This window comes from uncultured Flavobacterium sp. (assembly GCF_963974175.1).
In the GTDB taxonomy this organism is placed as follows: Bacteria; Bacteroidota; Bacteroidia; order Flavobacteriales; family Flavobacteriaceae; genus Flavobacterium.
In genome coordinates, this window is record NZ_CAXBBR010000005.1 from 21,584 (window position 1) to 37,724 (window position 16,141).

Annotated in this window: 17 protein-coding genes; 4 read left to right on the plus strand and 13 right to left on the minus strand. The window is 34.7% G+C overall.

Features of this window, described 5'->3' with window-relative positions; all coding sequences use genetic code 11:
* Positions 1-197: 197 nt before the first annotated feature.
* Positions 198-2,066 carry an alpha-amylase family protein gene (locus AAC069_RS09765; RefSeq protein WP_339920286.1) on the plus strand — a complete coding sequence of 623 codons (1,869 nt, stop codon included), beginning with the start codon at positions 198-200 and terminating at the stop codon, positions 2,064-2,066.
* Positions 2,067-2,171: 105 nt separating this feature from the next.
* Here AAC069_RS09765 and AAC069_RS09770 read toward each other — a convergent pair whose 3' ends face one another.
* The 7 genes from AAC069_RS09770 to rsfS all read right to left on the minus strand — a co-directional run bounded on the left by AAC069_RS09770 (position 2,172) and on the right by rsfS (position 7,750).
* Positions 2,172-2,948, minus strand: coding sequence for a superoxide dismutase (locus tag AAC069_RS09770; RefSeq protein WP_176980590.1), 777 nt, complete (start codon positions 2,946-2,948; stop codon positions 2,172-2,174).
* A gap of 8 nt (positions 2,949-2,956) precedes the next feature.
* Positions 2,957-3,226, minus strand: a complete 270-nt coding sequence (locus tag AAC069_RS09775) for an acyl-CoA-binding protein (protein WP_339920287.1) — start codon at positions 3,224-3,226, stop codon at positions 2,957-2,959.
* Positions 3,226-3,879, minus strand: a complete 654-nt coding sequence (locus AAC069_RS09780) for a phosphatidylserine decarboxylase family protein (RefSeq protein WP_339920288.1) — start codon at positions 3,877-3,879, stop codon at positions 3,226-3,228. The genes AAC069_RS09775 and AAC069_RS09780 overlap by 1 nt, the downstream gene beginning before the upstream one ends.
* Positions 3,869-4,714, minus strand: a complete 846-nt coding sequence (locus AAC069_RS09785; protein WP_339920289.1) for a phosphatidate cytidylyltransferase — start codon at positions 4,712-4,714, stop codon at positions 3,869-3,871. Before AAC069_RS09785 ends, AAC069_RS09780 begins: the two co-directional genes overlap by 11 nt.
* Position 4,715: 1 nt before the next feature.
* Positions 4,716-5,321, minus strand: a complete 606-nt coding sequence (locus AAC069_RS09790; protein WP_339920290.1) for a lactate utilization protein B/C — start codon at positions 5,319-5,321, stop codon at positions 4,716-4,718.
* A gap of 113 nt (positions 5,322-5,434) precedes the next feature.
* The gene (gene ftsH, locus AAC069_RS09795) at positions 5,435-7,360 is read right to left on the minus strand and encodes an ATP-dependent zinc metalloprotease FtsH (protein ID WP_339920291.1); all 1,926 of its coding nucleotides are present in this window, start codon (positions 7,358-7,360) and stop codon (positions 5,435-5,437) included.
* A gap of 18 nt (positions 7,361-7,378) precedes the next feature.
* On the minus strand, positions 7,379-7,750 hold the full coding sequence (gene rsfS, locus AAC069_RS09800) for a ribosome silencing factor (RefSeq protein WP_074722868.1): 372 nt from the start codon (positions 7,748-7,750) through the stop codon (positions 7,379-7,381).
* 96 nt (positions 7,751-7,846) lie between these two features.
* Between rsfS and AAC069_RS09805 the strand changes: the two genes are divergently transcribed.
* Positions 7,847-8,575 carry a biotin--[acetyl-CoA-carboxylase] ligase gene (locus AAC069_RS09805; protein WP_339920292.1) on the plus strand — a complete coding sequence of 243 codons (729 nt, stop codon included), beginning with the start codon at positions 7,847-7,849 and terminating at the stop codon, positions 8,573-8,575.
* A 196-nt stretch (positions 8,576-8,771) separates the two neighbouring features.
* Here AAC069_RS09805 and AAC069_RS09810 read toward each other — a convergent pair whose 3' ends face one another.
* Both AAC069_RS09810 and pyrE read right to left on the minus strand, forming a co-directional pair.
* Positions 8,772-9,164 carry an SRPBCC family protein gene (locus AAC069_RS09810; RefSeq protein ID WP_339920293.1) on the minus strand — a complete coding sequence of 131 codons (393 nt, stop codon included), beginning with the start codon at positions 9,162-9,164 and terminating at the stop codon, positions 8,772-8,774.
* 12 nt (positions 9,165-9,176) lie between these two features.
* On the minus strand, positions 9,177-9,827 hold the full coding sequence (gene pyrE / locus AAC069_RS09815; RefSeq protein ID WP_091087409.1) for an orotate phosphoribosyltransferase: 651 nt from the start codon (positions 9,825-9,827) through the stop codon (positions 9,177-9,179).
* A gap of 7 nt (positions 9,828-9,834) precedes the next feature.
* On the opposite strand from pyrE, the gene AAC069_RS09820 reads away from it, so the two are divergent.
* On the plus strand, positions 9,835-10,437 hold the full coding sequence (locus AAC069_RS09820; protein ID WP_339920294.1) for an NUDIX domain-containing protein: 603 nt from the start codon (positions 9,835-9,837) through the stop codon (positions 10,435-10,437).
* A 6-nt stretch (positions 10,438-10,443) separates the two neighbouring features.
* Here the strand turns inward: AAC069_RS09820 and AAC069_RS09825 are convergent, their stop codons facing one another.
* Positions 10,444-12,171 (minus strand): M14 family metallopeptidase, encoded by a 1,728-nt coding sequence (locus AAC069_RS09825; RefSeq protein WP_339920295.1) that lies wholly within the window; start codon positions 12,169-12,171, stop codon positions 10,444-10,446.
* Between the two features lie 130 nt (positions 12,172-12,301).
* On the opposite strand from AAC069_RS09825, the gene AAC069_RS09830 reads away from it, so the two are divergent.
* Positions 12,302-13,651 carry a DEAD/DEAH box helicase gene (locus AAC069_RS09830; RefSeq protein ID WP_339920296.1) on the plus strand — a complete coding sequence of 450 codons (1,350 nt, stop codon included), beginning with the start codon at positions 12,302-12,304 and terminating at the stop codon, positions 13,649-13,651.
* 169 nt (positions 13,652-13,820) lie between these two features.
* Here the strand turns inward: AAC069_RS09830 and AAC069_RS09835 are convergent, their stop codons facing one another.
* The 3 genes from AAC069_RS09835 to AAC069_RS09845 all read right to left on the minus strand — a co-directional run bounded on the left by AAC069_RS09835 (position 13,821) and on the right by AAC069_RS09845 (position 16,037).
* Positions 13,821-14,399, minus strand: a complete 579-nt coding sequence (locus AAC069_RS09835; protein WP_339920297.1) for a PhnA domain-containing protein — start codon at positions 14,397-14,399, stop codon at positions 13,821-13,823.
* Positions 14,400-14,493: 94 nt separating this feature from the next.
* A complete protein-coding gene (gene coaD / locus AAC069_RS09840; RefSeq protein ID WP_091087394.1) occupies positions 14,494-14,949 on the minus strand; it encodes a pantetheine-phosphate adenylyltransferase in 456 nt (151 codons plus the stop codon).
* Positions 14,950-15,065: 116 nt separating this feature from the next.
* Positions 15,066-16,037, minus strand: a complete 972-nt coding sequence (locus tag AAC069_RS09845) for a D-alanine--D-alanine ligase (RefSeq protein ID WP_339920298.1) — start codon at positions 16,035-16,037, stop codon at positions 15,066-15,068.
* Positions 16,038-16,141: the final 104 nt, after the last annotated feature.

Consider the following 16,141-nt stretch of genomic DNA (forward strand, 5'->3'; position numbering starts at 1 on the left):
GTGTTTTAGTACGATCGTTAAGTTATGAACAAATAGACCAACTCTCACGTTGTAGTTCTTTTTTCAGGAGGTTTATTGGTCCTAATTGATCAAGGGGAACTGCAAATTTTAAAAAAATAGATTAAATTTAGAAACTAATTATCTAAGTCTTTACTTTTGTGAAAAAGAAGGGACATAGGCAGTAATACTAACTATAAATGATTAAAAAATCGATTCTTATTACAGGGATAAGTTTAATTCTTGTCACCGCAGCTTGTAAGACTACAGCATTACCTATGAATACAGAAAAAGAAAATACCACCGCAGAAAATAAAATAGTTGTCTATCAGGTTTTTACCCGTTTATTCGGAAATAAAAATACCAATAATAAGCCCTGGGGAACAATTGAAGAAAATGGAGTAGGGAAGTTTAATGACTTTACTGAAAAAGCTCTTAATGAAATCAAGGATTTAGGAGTGAACTATATTTGGTACACCGGAGTTCCTCACCATGCTTTGATAAGAGATTATACTGCGATTGGAATTTCAAATGACGACCCGGATGTTGTAAAGGGTAGGGCGGGTTCACCTTATGCAGTAAAAGATTATTACAATGTTAATCCTGATTTGGCCGTTAATCCAGCACATCGGTTAGATGAATTTGAAGCGCTAGTTGCAAGAACACATAAAGCAGGGTTGAAGCTGATAATTGATATTGTACCCAATCATATTGCAAGAAAATACGAAGGAAAAAATAATCCTGAAGGAGTTAGAGATTTTGGTGCTGACGATGATAGAACGGTTGAATATGCAAAAGACAATAACTTCTATTATATTCCAAATTCCCATTTTGAAGTGCCGGATACCGCTGCGCCTTTAAATGGAGAAGTAAATCCATTAAGCGATGGTAGATTTACGGAAGTTCCAGCTAAATGGACAGGGAACGGTTCTAGGATGGCAAAACCAGATAAAAATGACTGGTATGAAACTGTAAAAGTAAATTACGGGATTCGTCCAGACGGTTCAAAAGATTTTCCAGAAATTCCAGCTGACTATGATACAAAATCAGTTACAGCACATTTTGAGTTTTGGAAAGGCAAAGACGTACCTGATTCCTGGAAGAAATTCAAGGATATTGCATTGTTTTGGACAGCTAAAGGAGTAGATGGATTTCGATATGATATGGCCGAAATGGTTCCTTATGAGTTTTGGAGTTATATGAACTCAGCGATTAAGATGCAAAATGCAGATGCTTTTTTATTGGCAGAAGTATACAATCCTAGCGAGTACCGCAATTACATTCGCCTTGGAAAAATGGATTACTTATATGATAAGGTAGAAACCTACGATAAATTAAAAGATGTAATTCAAGGAAACTCGTTACCCGATGGGCTTTCTGACATTCAACGAGGAATGAAAGATATTGAACATCATATGTTGCAGTTTTTGGATAACCATGACGAGCAACGTTTGGCTAGTCCAGAATTTGCAGGTACTCCAGAAAAAGGAAAACCTTTAATGGTTGTTTCCACAACGATTAGTTCAGCGCCCACAATGATTTATTTTGGTCAGGAATTGGGAGAGGCTGGTAATGAAAATGGAGGTTTCGGAACGCATTCTAGAACTTCTATTTTTGATTACGTTGGAGTGCCAAGTCATCAACGCTGGATGAATAATGGTAAATTCGACGGAGGTCAACTTACGGATAGCGAAAAGTCACTTAGAGATTTCTATAAGAGATTGCTTAATTTCTCTACTAGGAGTTCAGCATTAATGGGTGATTTTCAAGAAATTCAAACTTTGAACAGACAATCAACTTTGGGCTTTGACCCGGGTATTTATGCGTTTACACGCTGGTCAGATACTCAAAAACTAATTGTGGTCACTAATTTTTCGTGGCTTACAACTAGTAACTTCGAACTTAAAATCCCTGAAGATGTTATAACTAAATGGAATTTAAAAGACGGTGAATATACGATTACAGACCAACTTTATAATAAGAGCGTAATTCAGTTAGAAGTGAGCAATGGAGAGGGAAGGGTACAAGTTGAAATTGGTCCTTCGGAGTCTTTTATTTACCAATTGTAAAACACTTTTTATTAGATTAGTTCTACAGAATACAGGGTTAAACTAAAAAATGCTGATGCATACTACTTTGGTAGTGCATCAGCATTTTTTAATTAGTGTTGACTTTTAGTATTTTCGCCTTAAGGCAGCCTCGTAATTTTCGCTAACCTTAGTCCAATTAATTACATTGAAAAAAGAATCAATGTAGTTTCTTCTTCGGTATTGATATCCTAGGTAGTATGCATGTTCCCATAAATCCAAAGCTAATATAGGAGTTCCAGGAACAACTGCGTTTTTCATTAATGGATTGTCTTGATTTTGAGTGCTTGTTACCTTTAGTTTTCCAGATTTGTCAATAACCAGCCAAACCCAAGCAGAGCCAAATTGTTTAGTTGCTTCACTTTTAAAAGTCGTGACAAAGTTTTCGTACGATCCAAAATCTCTTGATATTACGCTTGCTAGTGTGTCTTTAGGTGCGCCTCCTGTGTTTGGAGCCATTGATTTCCAATACAAGGTATGGTTATAATAACCTCCGGCATTGTTTCTTAAATCAGCATTGTTCAGGTCTAACTTGGCTAAAATATTTTCGATGGGTTGGTTTTGATATTCAGTCCCAGCAATAGCATTGTTAAGATTATTGGTATACGTTAGATAATGTTTCGAATAATGCATCTCTAATGTCAAAGGAGATATTGTAGGCGCCAATGCATCATAAGGATAAGGTAGTTTTTCCAATTGAAACGAACCTTTATTTGCTTTTACATCGTCAGGAAAGCCGATAGTCACTTTTTCTTGGGCAGTTGGCAATGGAACTTCCACTACTTCTGTTAGTTTTTTGTTGTTACAAGAAACTAAAAAGCTAAGCATAAGAAAGCAAGATATTAAAACAGATATTTTTTTCATTGATAGTATTATTTTTTCACAATAGAATTGATTATTTCAATGTACTGCTCTTTTGCTTCATCAGAGGATAGATGACTGATTTGCATCCAAGCATTAGTTTTAAAAGCATCCCTTAAATGATACGTTGATGTTTGTCTAGGTTCTAAAGTGCCAAAAGTAGCCTGTTTGTAACAAGCATAAAGACGTAGCTGTACATCTTGTGGTAAAGATGCCTGAGTCATTTTGGAAGCAATATCTACAGCTTCCTGAAACCTAGTATCTAATTCTTTTTCATTCATTATCCTTTTGTTGCAATAATCGTTTTTCCTCCAATTGCTTTTTGATTAAGCACAACATCGATTGGAGTTCCAATAGGTAAAAACAAATCGACTCTGGAACCAAATTTAATGAAGCCAGCATCAGTCCCTTGGACAATTTGCATACCTTCTTCAGCATAATTTACGATTCTACGGGCTAAAGCACCAGCAATTTGTCTGTATAGAATAGCACCGAATGTATTGTTTTCAACTACAATAGTTGTTCTCTCGTTTTCTTCACTAGCTTTTGGATGCCATGCAACAAGAAATTTTCCTGGATGGTATTTACTGAATTTTACAATTCCGCTTATTGGGTAGCGCGTTACATGCACATTTATAGGTGACATGAATATAGAGACTTGCAAACGCTTGTCTTTGAAATATTCACCTTCGTATACCTCTTCTATTACAACTACTTTCCCGTCCACTGGAGCTAGTATTTGGCTATCATTTAGCATAACAGACCTCTTAGGGTTTCTGAAAAATTGTAAGATGATTAATAATATCAAAAAAGCACCAATTTGAGCTAGCTTCTTAAGCCGCATAGTGTCAATAAAATTGTCAGATAATAATAATACAGTTGCTGTAAAAATAATACCTAGTAAAATAGTCTTGGTTCCTTCTTTATGAAACATAATTTAAAATTTGATAAAATAAAAATACAATTGGTGCTACAAATATAACACTATCTAGTCGATCTAGCACGCCACCATGGCCCGGCATTATTTTTCCGCTGTCTTTAACACCTGCAAAACGTTTGAATTTTGATTCAATTAAATCACCGATGGTTCCAAAAACACCCACAATTACGGCAATAATAATCCAAATAAAAATTTTCCCTTCAGCAATCTGGATGTAATATTTTGAAATTAAGTAACTGGCAATAACGCAAAATACAACTCCGCCAATAAAACCTTCTATGGTTTTCTTTGGGGATATGCGTTCGAACAATTTTGTTTTTCCGATCGACTTTCCTACGATATAAGCAAAGCTGTCATTGGTCCATATAAGTACAAAGATACTGATAAGGATTTTTGGGTTGTAGCCGTTTATCCCAAACGGAATTTTTGTCATGATTACAAAGGGAAGTATGATGTAACCTATTAGGTAAATGTATTTTGAAAAAGAATCGATTTTGACCGTTTTACTATCAAAAAGAAAATGAATGCATTTTAGAAAAACAAACAGCGTGACAGATAGCACGATTAGATCAAATGTATTATTAAACCTTAATTGATAAAGTACGCCAGTTGTGGCAATTGTTATTTTATAAAAGAGTAGATAAGTCGCAGCGGCAAGTATGAAAGGAATTACTTTATGGATGTGTACCAAGTTGCAAAACTCTACTGTAGCGATAAGCAGAAATACACCAAACAGAATGAAAAAACTTTCTGTTGAAAATAGGATGGAAGCTATTAGTAAAATAACATAAACAGCACCGGAAATAGATCTCTTAAGGGTTTCATTCATGTTATAGATCTTCTAAAAGCAGCAAATAAAGATTTTTTGCAGAACTACCGTATTGGGTAAAGTCTTCTTCTTTTGCTTTTTCAAAATATTTTATAGCAGTAATGTTCGTTGGGATATCTCCTTCGTACTTCTTTTTTATAGCACTAAGACCATCGCTTTTTATGGAGAGAATTTGCGATGTTGTTGCAAAAACGACAATGTTAATAGGCAACTCATTTGGTTTGTGTTGTTTTATCTGTTTTGAACAAAACAAGATAGAACCTTCTTCGGCTATCAGATTTTCGCAATTGGAAAAAAGGAACTTAGGATTAGGTGCCTTTTCATAGGTGAGTTTGTTTTCATCCAGTATATTGAAAAGTTTGGGTTCATAACATAGTACGTTACTTTCGTACCAATCATTTTCTTCAAGTATATTTTCGAAATGTTCTTTAACCTCTTCTAAATTTTCACAGTATAGAAATTTACCACCGTTTTTTTTGAAGTTATAAATAAATTGTTCATCGATAGACATACTGTTCGTGTCGGGAAGAAAACTGCTGTTTTCTTTCTCTTTTTCCTCATCTGAAGATGAAATACTAGAACCAAAAATTTTTCTGAAAAGACTCATATTATGTTAAGGTACTTTTTATATTAAGTTGAAACCGTTCAAAGATAAAAAAATCTTAATTCAAAAGGTGATTTTGAATTAAGATTTTAAAAATAATTAAATTAGTGTCTTATTTAAGATACTGTTTCTTCAAGGTTTTTATCAAATGTCCTCTTTCCGAAAATGGCTTCTAAATCATCTTTAAAGATTACTTCTTTTTCGATTAGTATATCTGCCAGTTGATTCAACTTGTCTTTATTCTCTTCTAAGATATCGATAGCTCTTTGGTACTGTCCTTCAATAAGTAATGAAATTTCAGTATCAATGATTTTTGCAGTTTCTTCAGAATAGGGTTTAGAGAAATTATATTCACTTTGCCCTGTTGAATCATAATAGGTTACATTTCCTATTTTATCATTCAATCCGTAGATTGTTACCATTGCACGTGCTTGCTTGGTTACTTTTTCTAAATCGCTTAAAGCGCCTGTAGAAATTCTACCAAAAGTAACTTTTTCAGCTGCTCTTCCTCCCATAGTAGCGCACATTTCGTCTAACATTTGGTCAGGACGAACAATTAAACGCTCCTCAGGTAAGTACCAAGCTGCTCCAAGACTTTGTCCTCTAGGAACAATAGTTACTTTGATTAGTGGTGCTGCATGCTCTAACATCCAACTTACTGTTGCATGTCCTGCTTCATGAATAGCAATTGCTTTCTTTTCTCCAGGAGTTACAATTTTGTTTTTCTTTTCTAAACCACCAACTATTCTATCAACAGCGTCCAAGAAATCTTGTTTGTCAACAGCAGTTTTGTTGTATCTGGCAGCAATTAATGCCGCTTCATTACAAACGTTAGCTATATCGGCTCCTGAGAATCCTGGAGTTTGTTTAGCTAAAAATTCAGTGTCAAGGCCTTCCACTTTTTTCAATGGTGCAAGATGTACTTTGAATATTTCAGCACGTTCACGAATATCTGGTAAGTCTACAAATATTTGTCTGTCAAAACGACCAGCACGCATCAATGCTTTATCTAAAACGTCTGCTCTGTTCGTTGCTGCTAATACAATTACATTTGAATTGGTACCAAAACCATCCATCTCAGTAAGTAATTGATTTAGCGTATTTTCTCTTTCGTCATTTCCACCTGACATATTGCTTTTTCCTCTTGCTCTACCTACAGCATCAATTTCATCGATGAAAATGATTGCAGGAGACTTTTCTTTAGCTTGTTTGAATAGGTCACGTACACGTGATGCTCCTACACCTACAAACATTTCAACAAAATCAGAACCTGACAAAGAGAAGAAAGGTACTTGTGCTTCTCCAGCCACTGCTTTTGCTAATAAAGTTTTTCCTGTTCCAGGAGGCCCTACAAGTAAAGCTCCTTTAGGGATTTTACCACCAAGATTAGTGTATTTCTCCGGATTTTTCAAGAATTCTACAATTTCTTGTATCTCTTCTTTTGCTCCTTCGAGTCCAGCAACATCTTTAAATGTGGTTTTTACGTCTGTTTTTTCGTCAAAAAGTTTTGCTTTTGATTTTCCAATATTGAAAATTTGTCCGCCGCCGCCACCGCCGCCGCCTGACATTTTTCTCATTATAAAAATCCAAACACCAATGATAATGATGATAGGCAGTAAACTGATGAAGATATCAGACCAATTGCTTTTTGACAAGAAATTGAAATCTTGTAATTTACCTTCGCTAACTGCTTTCTCTAACTTGGTTTGTAATATTTCATCATTACCTATAATAAAGGTATAATGCGGTCCTTTGTTAGGACTGTCAAATATATCCTTTGCTACTTTTTTGTTTTCAGTTAATTTTAATGCGCTAGCAGTTAGGAAAACTTCTGCATCCGCTTTATTGTAAACGATTACTTTTTGAATTTCACCTTTATCTAAAAGCTCATTAAATTTAGATGATGTTATTTGTGCAGGTTCTTGTAAACTGGAGCTACCAGTCACGAAACTAATAAATAAGAAAATAAGTAGGATGGCTGTATAAACTAGCCAAGGGCTTACTTTAAATTTATTAGGAGTTGGATTGTTATCTTTAGCCATTCTTCTGTTTTTCTTTCTTTAGTATTTGTTTTCTATTGTAGTTATTTTTGCATCTCCCCACAAACTCTCGATATTATAATATTCGCGTATTTGTTTTTGGAAAACATGAACTACTATATTAACATAATCCATAAGTACCCATTCTGCATTGTCAGATCCCTCAACATGCCATGGTTTGTCTTTTAATTCTTTTGAAACAGTTTTTTGAATGGAGTTAACAATCGCGTTAACCTGTGTGTTTGAGTTTCCGTTGCATACAACAAAATAGTCGCAAACTGCGGTGTCAATATCTCTTAAGTCGAGAATATCTATGTCATTTCCTTTTACTTCTTCGATTCCCTTAATAATGTTTGCCAGAAGGTCATCATTATTTATAGTCTTTTTTGCCATGAATTATTTTTATATAAGTTTGTAAAGTTACCATTTTTTGTGATTATTTTTGGCTCTTAACATAATATTAAATTCTGTTCGATAAATAATTACAAAATGAAACTAATCAAACTCGATGCCATAGATTCAACAAATGAGTTTCTTAAGGGATTATCAAATAAGCAGGAGCTGGATAACTTTACCGTTGTAATTACTGAAAAACAAACCAAAGGAAAGGGGCAAATGGGTTCCGTATGGGACTCTGAGGGTGGTAAGAATCTAATAGTGAGCGTTTTTATTAAAGATCCATTGTTAAAAGTAGATCAGATTTATAATCTCAATATCGCTATTGCTGTGGCTGTTGTTAACGTTTTAGAAAGCTATAATATTCCTCAATTAAGTATTAAATGGCCAAACGACATTATGTCATATAATTTTAAGATAGGTGGCATTTTGATAGAAAACAGCCTCAAAAGTGACGGAACTATTTCTTCGGTCGTGGGTTTAGGACTGAATATTAATCAAACAAATTTTGAAAATTTGCCTAAAGCGTCTTCATTAGCGGTAATTTGCAAATCTCAATTCGACAAAGAACTGTTGCTTTTTGATATTATTGAAAAGGTTAAACAAAACATTGATTTAGTAAAGGAACATCCGGAGGTGTTATGGTTAAAGTATGCCGACAAACTATTCAAAAAAGGAATTCCAATGCCGTTCAAAAACAATTCTGATAAGAATTTTATGGGGATTATTCAGGGTGTTTCTGCATTGGGAAAGCTTCAGGTACTTTTAGAAGATGATTCCGTTTCAGAATTTGGTATTAAAGAAATTCAAATGCTGTATTGATTAGCATAAAGATTGTAGTTGGTTGTTTTTAATTTAATTTCTGATTGTTTTAGTGACTTTAGATTCTGTTTTTATATTCCAATAAAGGCTCCTGTCAATTTTTTATGATGAGTTGTGGTTTGTCCGTTTCATTTAGCAAAAAAAAAGTCCGATTAGAATTTCTAATCGGACTTTTAAATTTCATTTAATTTGAAAACTATAGTTTAGTCATGTTTGTGGCTAAGGTTTCGATAAACTTACCAATAGGTCCTTTTATCATCATCGCCATCATAGGGTTGAAATCACCTTCAAAATCAAGTTTTACAGCACTTGAACTATCTGAAACAGCATCAATGTTTGCTACTAAAGTGAAAGGTAGTTTGTCGCTTGCAGCTCCAAGTACCACTTTGCTTGGTGCTACTTTTTCTTTCATTTTTAATTTGATCTCTGGCATCCCTTTTAATCCAAAAATAAAAGCATCTTCTCCGATTACCTCAAATTTAGCGATGTTATCCGGCATTAATTTTTCAAAGCTTTTTACATCAGTCAATAAATCGAATAATTCCTGGGCTGATTTTTGAACAGTAACTTTTGGACTTTCTAAGTTCATATTGTGTTAATTTTATTTATTTTCAATATCCCAAGTAGATGGAGTAACACTCCATTCTCTCAATGTTTTTTCTTCTTTTTCTGAGATATAACTTTTGGCTACAGCCAGATTCAACAAGTTTTGATAATTACTCAAAGTGTATAAATCAATATTGGCGTTTTTAAAGTTTTGTTCAGCTACATCAAAACCGTAGGTAAAGATGGCTGCCATCCCTTTGATGTTAGCGCCAGCTGCGCGCAAGGCTTCCACAGCATTCAAGCTACTACTTCCTGTACTAATTAAATCTTCTACAACGACAACATTTTGTCCTTTTTGCAAGAAACCTTCTACTTGGTTTTGACGTCCGTGTTTCTTTGCCTCTGGGCGAACATATACGAACGGAAGCCCCATACTCTCGGCTACAAGCATCCCAATTCCTATTGCTCCAGTGGCAACACCGGCAATAACATCTGGTTTTCCAAATTGTTTTTCAATATTTTTAGAAAATTCATCTCGGACGTAATTTCTTATCGTTGGAAATGAGAGGATTAGGCGGTTATCACAATAAATAGGTGATTTCCATCCGGAAGCCCATGTAAAAGGATTTCCTGGATTCAATTTAATTGCATTTATTTGTAAAAGCAATTCGGCTGTTTTTTCGGCAGTATCTTTATTAAAAATCATAATACAAATGTATAAAGTTTTTGTTAACGACAAACCACTTTTTTTGACAAATAAAATTTCAAAAGAAACAGATTTTCAATTGTTCTTACTGGAAAGTATAGACATTGAGCAACTTATCGTAAAAATATTTCAAAATAAAATTCAAAAAGCCTATCTCTATCATCCCGATGAAAAGGAAATAATGAAGACTTTGAAAGCTAAAATTCCTGTTTGTAAGGCAGGAGGAGGCTTTGTCTATAATAAAAAAGGTGAGATTTTATTCATTTTTAGGAATGGAAAATGGGATTTACCGAAGGGTGGTATCGAAAAAGGAGAGGGAATAGAAGATACTGCGATGCGTGAAGTCGAAGAAGAAACGGGAGTGAATCAATTGCGAATTACAAAAAAACTCCAAAAAACATATCATGTTTTCAAACGCAATGGGAAATACAAGCTTAAAATAACCCACTGGTTTGAAATGCAATCTGATTTTGACGGTGTACCACAAGGTCAACTAGAAGAAGGAATTGAAAAAGTAGCCTGGTTGAAGCCAGAGGAAATTCCAATGGCTTTAAAAAATTCGTACGAAAATATCAAATTATTGTTTGAAGAAGAAGCAGTTGTTAAATAGTACTTTTTATAAGACACGATAGATTGGGTACTGTAAATGCGCTTTTTCATAATAGACTGAGTGTTTGTATACCCAGTCTAATTGAGCTTCGGGACTTTTAGCAAAAAGGAGGTCATCGTTTTTTTTCTGTTCGAATTCCGCTTTCAGTTTTGGGTTGTCTTTCAAGATTTGGGCTGCAGTATCCTCAAAAACATATTCAGAGTATCCTTCTTTTTGTTGTAACATAGTATCGAAAAAATTCCAATTAAAAAAAGAATCTATTCCCTCTGGTTCTAGCGTTTCCAATAAATATTTCACTCCTTTTTGCTGTGCATCAACGATGTAATCACCTTTGGCGAAGGCCTTAGTCTCCTTTTTAGTGACGATTTTAGTGTCTCTATGGATGTAGTGTCCTTCGTAAGCGGCTCCCGAAGTTTTATAATCGGCAATCTTATAACTTTCTACTTCGATTAAGGTGTCGTTTTTTAACTGTGTAAACGCAATGTTATTACTTTTTAATAAATCAATGATATTCCAAAACGCCTTTGGAATAATATACGCTTTAGGGATAGTGATTTCTTTTACAGATTTGTATTCTTTTAGATAGCGGATGTCTTTCTTGAATGGTTTGCTTCTATCATAGAACAGCCTATTTCCATTAGTAACTTCACTTTGTTTATGCCCGGCTTCGAAACCTAAAAACGAAAATTTGGAGACTTTTGTAGTGTCAATTTCCCATTTGATAGAGTAGGAGTTTCTAGGCGTATATTGCTCTTCGTTTTTTAAGCGCATTTGTTTGATTTTTTGGTAATTGGTATCCATAAAATCAATTGTGGAGCTCATATAATCGTAGGTTGCTTTTACCCGATCTGCATATTTTTTAAGCATGTGCGTTTCTACAACAAATCCAATAGTATTAAATAGCGATGTGTAGCCTGTTGAATATCTAGGGCTGTCAAAAAATTGCATAAATCCATTGTCTGGTGTTTCGCTGAAAGCATTTACATAGGGAGTAGTAGGAACGTTTTTTCTCAGTAGATCAAGGACAATCGAAGGCATCATTTCTTTATCCAAGTAGTTGCCTAAAACAGTTCCTAACTGGTTCTGTTGTGTCATGATATACGTTAGTTTGTATTGATAGTCGGCGCCATTGCTAACGTGGTTGTCAATAAAAACATCTGGATTTAGTTTATGAAAGAGTTCCGAAAAACTTTTGGTATTTCTAGTGTCTGATTTAATGAAATCCCGATTCAAATCATAATTTCGACCATTGCCTCTAAAACCATAGATTTCTGGGCCGTCCTGATTGGCTCTTGTAGTCGAATTTCTATTCAGCGCCCCTCCGATATTATAAACCGGAATAGTGGATACAATCGTATTCTTTGGAATTTTGATTTTTCCTAAAGCCAAATCTCGAAATAATTGCATTGTGGCATCAATACCATCGGGTTCTCCAGCATGAATACCGTTATTAATTAATAGAACTGCTTTGTTTTTTTGAATTTCGGCAAGGTTAAAAGATTTTTCAGGATTGAAAATTACTAGATGTAAGGATTCTCCACTGTCGGTAGCGCCCATTTCAATCATTTTTATGGTGGAGAAATCAGTTGCTAGTAGTGTATAATAATCGATAGTTTCTTGATAGGTTGCCGATTGATTTCCGTTTCCTTTTTCGAAAAAAGTACTGTATTTAGAATCTTTTTGGGCAAAACTTGCCAACGAGAATAATAGGAATGCAACAGTTAAGAATCTCATGTCTGGTTGTTTTATGGTGTAAGCCAAATGTAATATTTTTTTAAGGGTAATTTAAAAGATCGAATTCATAAAAATGAAAATGATGTAGGAACACTAAAAACTGACCACTTTTTTTAATTACTTTTGCAAAATGAATCAGAGACACCATTCCAACAATATACTTTTGAATTTAGGCATCGAAAACCTAAATGAAATGCAAGAAGCAGCACAAGAAACAATCTTAAATGATAACAATGTTTTGTTACTTTCACCTACAGGTTCAGGGAAAACCCTGGCTTTTTTATTGCCTATACTAGAAATGTTACAACCCGAAATTCTTTCGGTTCAATGTTTAATTCTAGTTCCTTCAAGAGAATTAGGATTGCAAATTGAGCAAGTTTGGAAAAAAATGGGTACCGATTATAAAGTAAATGTTTGCTATGGCGGACACTCTATTGACACCGAAATCAAGAATTTAAGCAATCCGCCAGCTGTTTTAATAGGAACTCCGGGACGTATTGCGGATCATATTGACAGAGGTACTTTTAGAATAGATAAAATACAAACCTTGATTTTGGATGAATTTGACAAATCATTGCAATTGGGTTTCCATGAGCAAATGTCATTTATCATTGGTAAATTAACTAAACTAAACAAACGCGTATTAGTTTCGGCTACTTCAGATATTGAGATTCCAAAATACACCAGAGTTGTCAATCCGACGATTTTAGACTTTATTCCAGAAAACGAGCAAGAAACTAATCTTTCTACAAAATTGGTTGTTTCTAAGGAAAGAGATAAGATAGGAAGTTTGTTTAATTTGATTTGTTCGTTAAAATCACAGTCGGCCATTGTTTTTTGTAATCATAGAGATGCTGCAGAGCGTATCAGCGACACTTTAAACGAAAAAGGCATCTATTCTACTTATTATCATGGCGGAATGGATCAAGACGAGAGAGAACGCGCTTTAATCCAATTTAGAAACGGAAGTGTGAGTTATTTAATCACTACTGATTTAGCAGCTCGTGGTCTTGATATTCCTGAAATGAATCATGTTATCCATTATCACTTACCTTCAAAAGAGGATGAGTTCACGCATAGAAACGGTAGAACAGCACGTATGCTAGCTACGGGAACGGCCTATGTTATTGCTCATGAGAGTGAGAAAAAAGTAGATTATATCAACTACGGAATGGAAGTTTTTAAAGTGGAAGAGACGGTTTCATTGCCAAAACCTCCTCAGTACCAAACGATCTATATCAGTGGTGGAAAGAAAAATAAATTAAATAAAATCGACATTGTAGGTTTCTTTTCTCAGAAAGGAAAGCTGGAAAAAGGTGATTTAGGATTAATTGAAGTAAAAGATTTTATTTCTTTTGCGGCAGTAAAATTTAATAAAGTAAAAGACTTACTTCATAACATCCGGGATGAAAAAATGAAAGGCAAAAAATTCAAAATTGAAGTGGCTAGGAAAGTGATTAAGAAAGAAGAGGAGTCTTAGTTTGCAGTATTCAGTTTTGAAAAAGTGATTAGTCGTCCGTTTTTTAGTATTCAGTTATTAATTGCGCTGAAATGAAAATACTCACTTGAATTGATCGGAAAAGTATAAAAAAAACGTTAGCAGAAAATGTACTGCTAACGTTTTTTTGTTTTAAATAGGTGACTGATTACTATATTTTCTTCACGTATTGTGTAATGATTACGATCGTTTGTCCGTCTACTTTACCTTCAATGAATTCGGCATTTTCATGATCTAGTCTGATGTTACGCACTGCAGTTCCTTGTTTTGCAACCATACTCGAACCTTTTACTTTTAAATCCTTGATCAAAACTACTGAGTCACCAATTTCTAGAATAACTCCGTTGCTGTCTCTGTGAATGACTTTATTTTCATCTTCTTCTCCTTCACCTGTTGCTTGAGCCCAGGCTAAAGTATCTTCGTCAAAATACATTTGGTCGATTAACTCTTGAGGCCACCCTGCAGAACGCAAACGGCTCAACATTCTCCAAGACGCCACTTGTACTGCAGTATGCTCGCTCCACATGCTGTCGTTAAGACATCTCCAATGGTTTAGATCTTCATTACCGGGAGTTTCGATTTGGTCAATACAGGTACTGCAAGCCATGATACTTTCGTCCAATCCACCTTTTTTGGTAGGTAGTACTTCGTATACTTTTAGGTTTTCAGTTGCTGCACAAAGTTCACATTTCGATCCGCTTCTTTTGTTTAATTCTCTTTCTATACTCATTGTTGAAATTTGTTATGATTTGGCGAAAATACGGTTATTTAAGTACTTCCTACACGTTTATGATATTTAGTGTCTGTTTACTGCAAACTGAAGACTACTTAACTCTCACGGCTTTTGGGACTAACATTTGGTATTCTCCGCCATTACGGATGACGTCTCTTACAATACTCGAACTGATGTACGAAGTACGTGCTGCAGTTAATAGAAACACCGTTTCTATTTTTGATAAATGTCGGTTCGTGTGTGCGATTGCTTTTTCGAATTCAAAATCGGCAGGATTACGCAAACCACGCAGAATGAAATCCGCTTTGATTCTATGGCATAAATCAATGGTCAAACCTTCATAAGTTATCACCGTAACCTTTGGTTCATCTTTAAAAGTTTCCTCGATAAAACGTTTTCGCTCTTCTAGGGAAAACATGTACTTTTTTTCGGCATTGACCCCAATTGCAATAACTATTTCGTCAAAAAGAGAAACCCCTCTTTTTATGATGTCTTCGTGTCCTAATGTTATAGGATCAAAGGATCCAGGAAATATGGCTTTTCTCATTTTACTTTTTTCTAGTTGGTTATTTCGATGTAAAATATATCTCTTTGAGAGTTTTTTTATGTCGAAATGCCAAGTTTGTATTGGAATTTTTGAGGACATTGTCCCTTATTGATAACTTAGCGTAACGCCAGCTCTATTGCATTTGCAAACAAATCTTCCAGTGAAATCCCTGCCGCTAAGGCTTGTTGTGGTAGTAAACTTTCATTGGTCATTCCAGGAACAGTGTTCATTTCTAGCATAAAGGGTTCATCGTTTACAATGATAAACTCGCTTCTAGAGAATCCTTTCATTTTTAGTAATTCGTAGGCTCGTTTTGCAATAGCACCTACTTTTGCTGTCATTTCATCAGAAATTCTCGCTGGGGTGATTTCTTGTGATTTACCAAGATATTTAGCTTCATAGTCGAAAAAATCATTCTCAGAAACAATTTCAGTAATAGGTAAAACGGTTATAACTCCTTTGTAGTTGATAACTCCTACTGATACTTCAGTACCGTCAAGAAAGCTTTCTATAATGATTTCATTGTCTTCTTGATAGGCCACTTCAATGGCGATAGGTAGCTCAGCTTCCGTTTTTACTTTTGAAATTCCAAAACTAGAACCTGCTTTATTGGGTTTTACGAAACAAGGCAATCCCACTTTTTTTACAATTTCGTCCGTATAGATTTTGTCTCCTTTATTTAAGTAGTAAGAAACGGCGCTTTTAATACCATAGGGTTTCAATACAGAAAGCGTATCTCTTTTATTGAAGGTAAGTGCAGCTTGGTAATAATCACATGAGGTTTGTGGAATTTCTAGTAATTCAAGATAGGCTTGCATGAGTCCGTCTTCCCCTGGAGTTCCATGGATTGCATTGAAAACGCAATCAAAATTGATCTTAGTTCCGTCAACAGTTACTGAAAAATCATTTTTATCGATTGGGAATTCGGTTTCAGTATCATCTACATAAACCCATTTTTCTTTGAATATGTGGATGCAATATCCGTTGTATTTTGTTTTATCTAGATATTGGCGTACAAGATTCCCGCTAATTAATGATATTTTATATTCACTGGAATAACCGCCCATGATAATGGCAATGTTTTTCATTCTTTTTTGTTTAAGGTTTCAGGTTTAAAGTTTTAGATTTAAACTCAAATTTAGGATTTGTTGTTTTGATTACGAATTGAACTAGCCCCGATAAAAGCGGCATC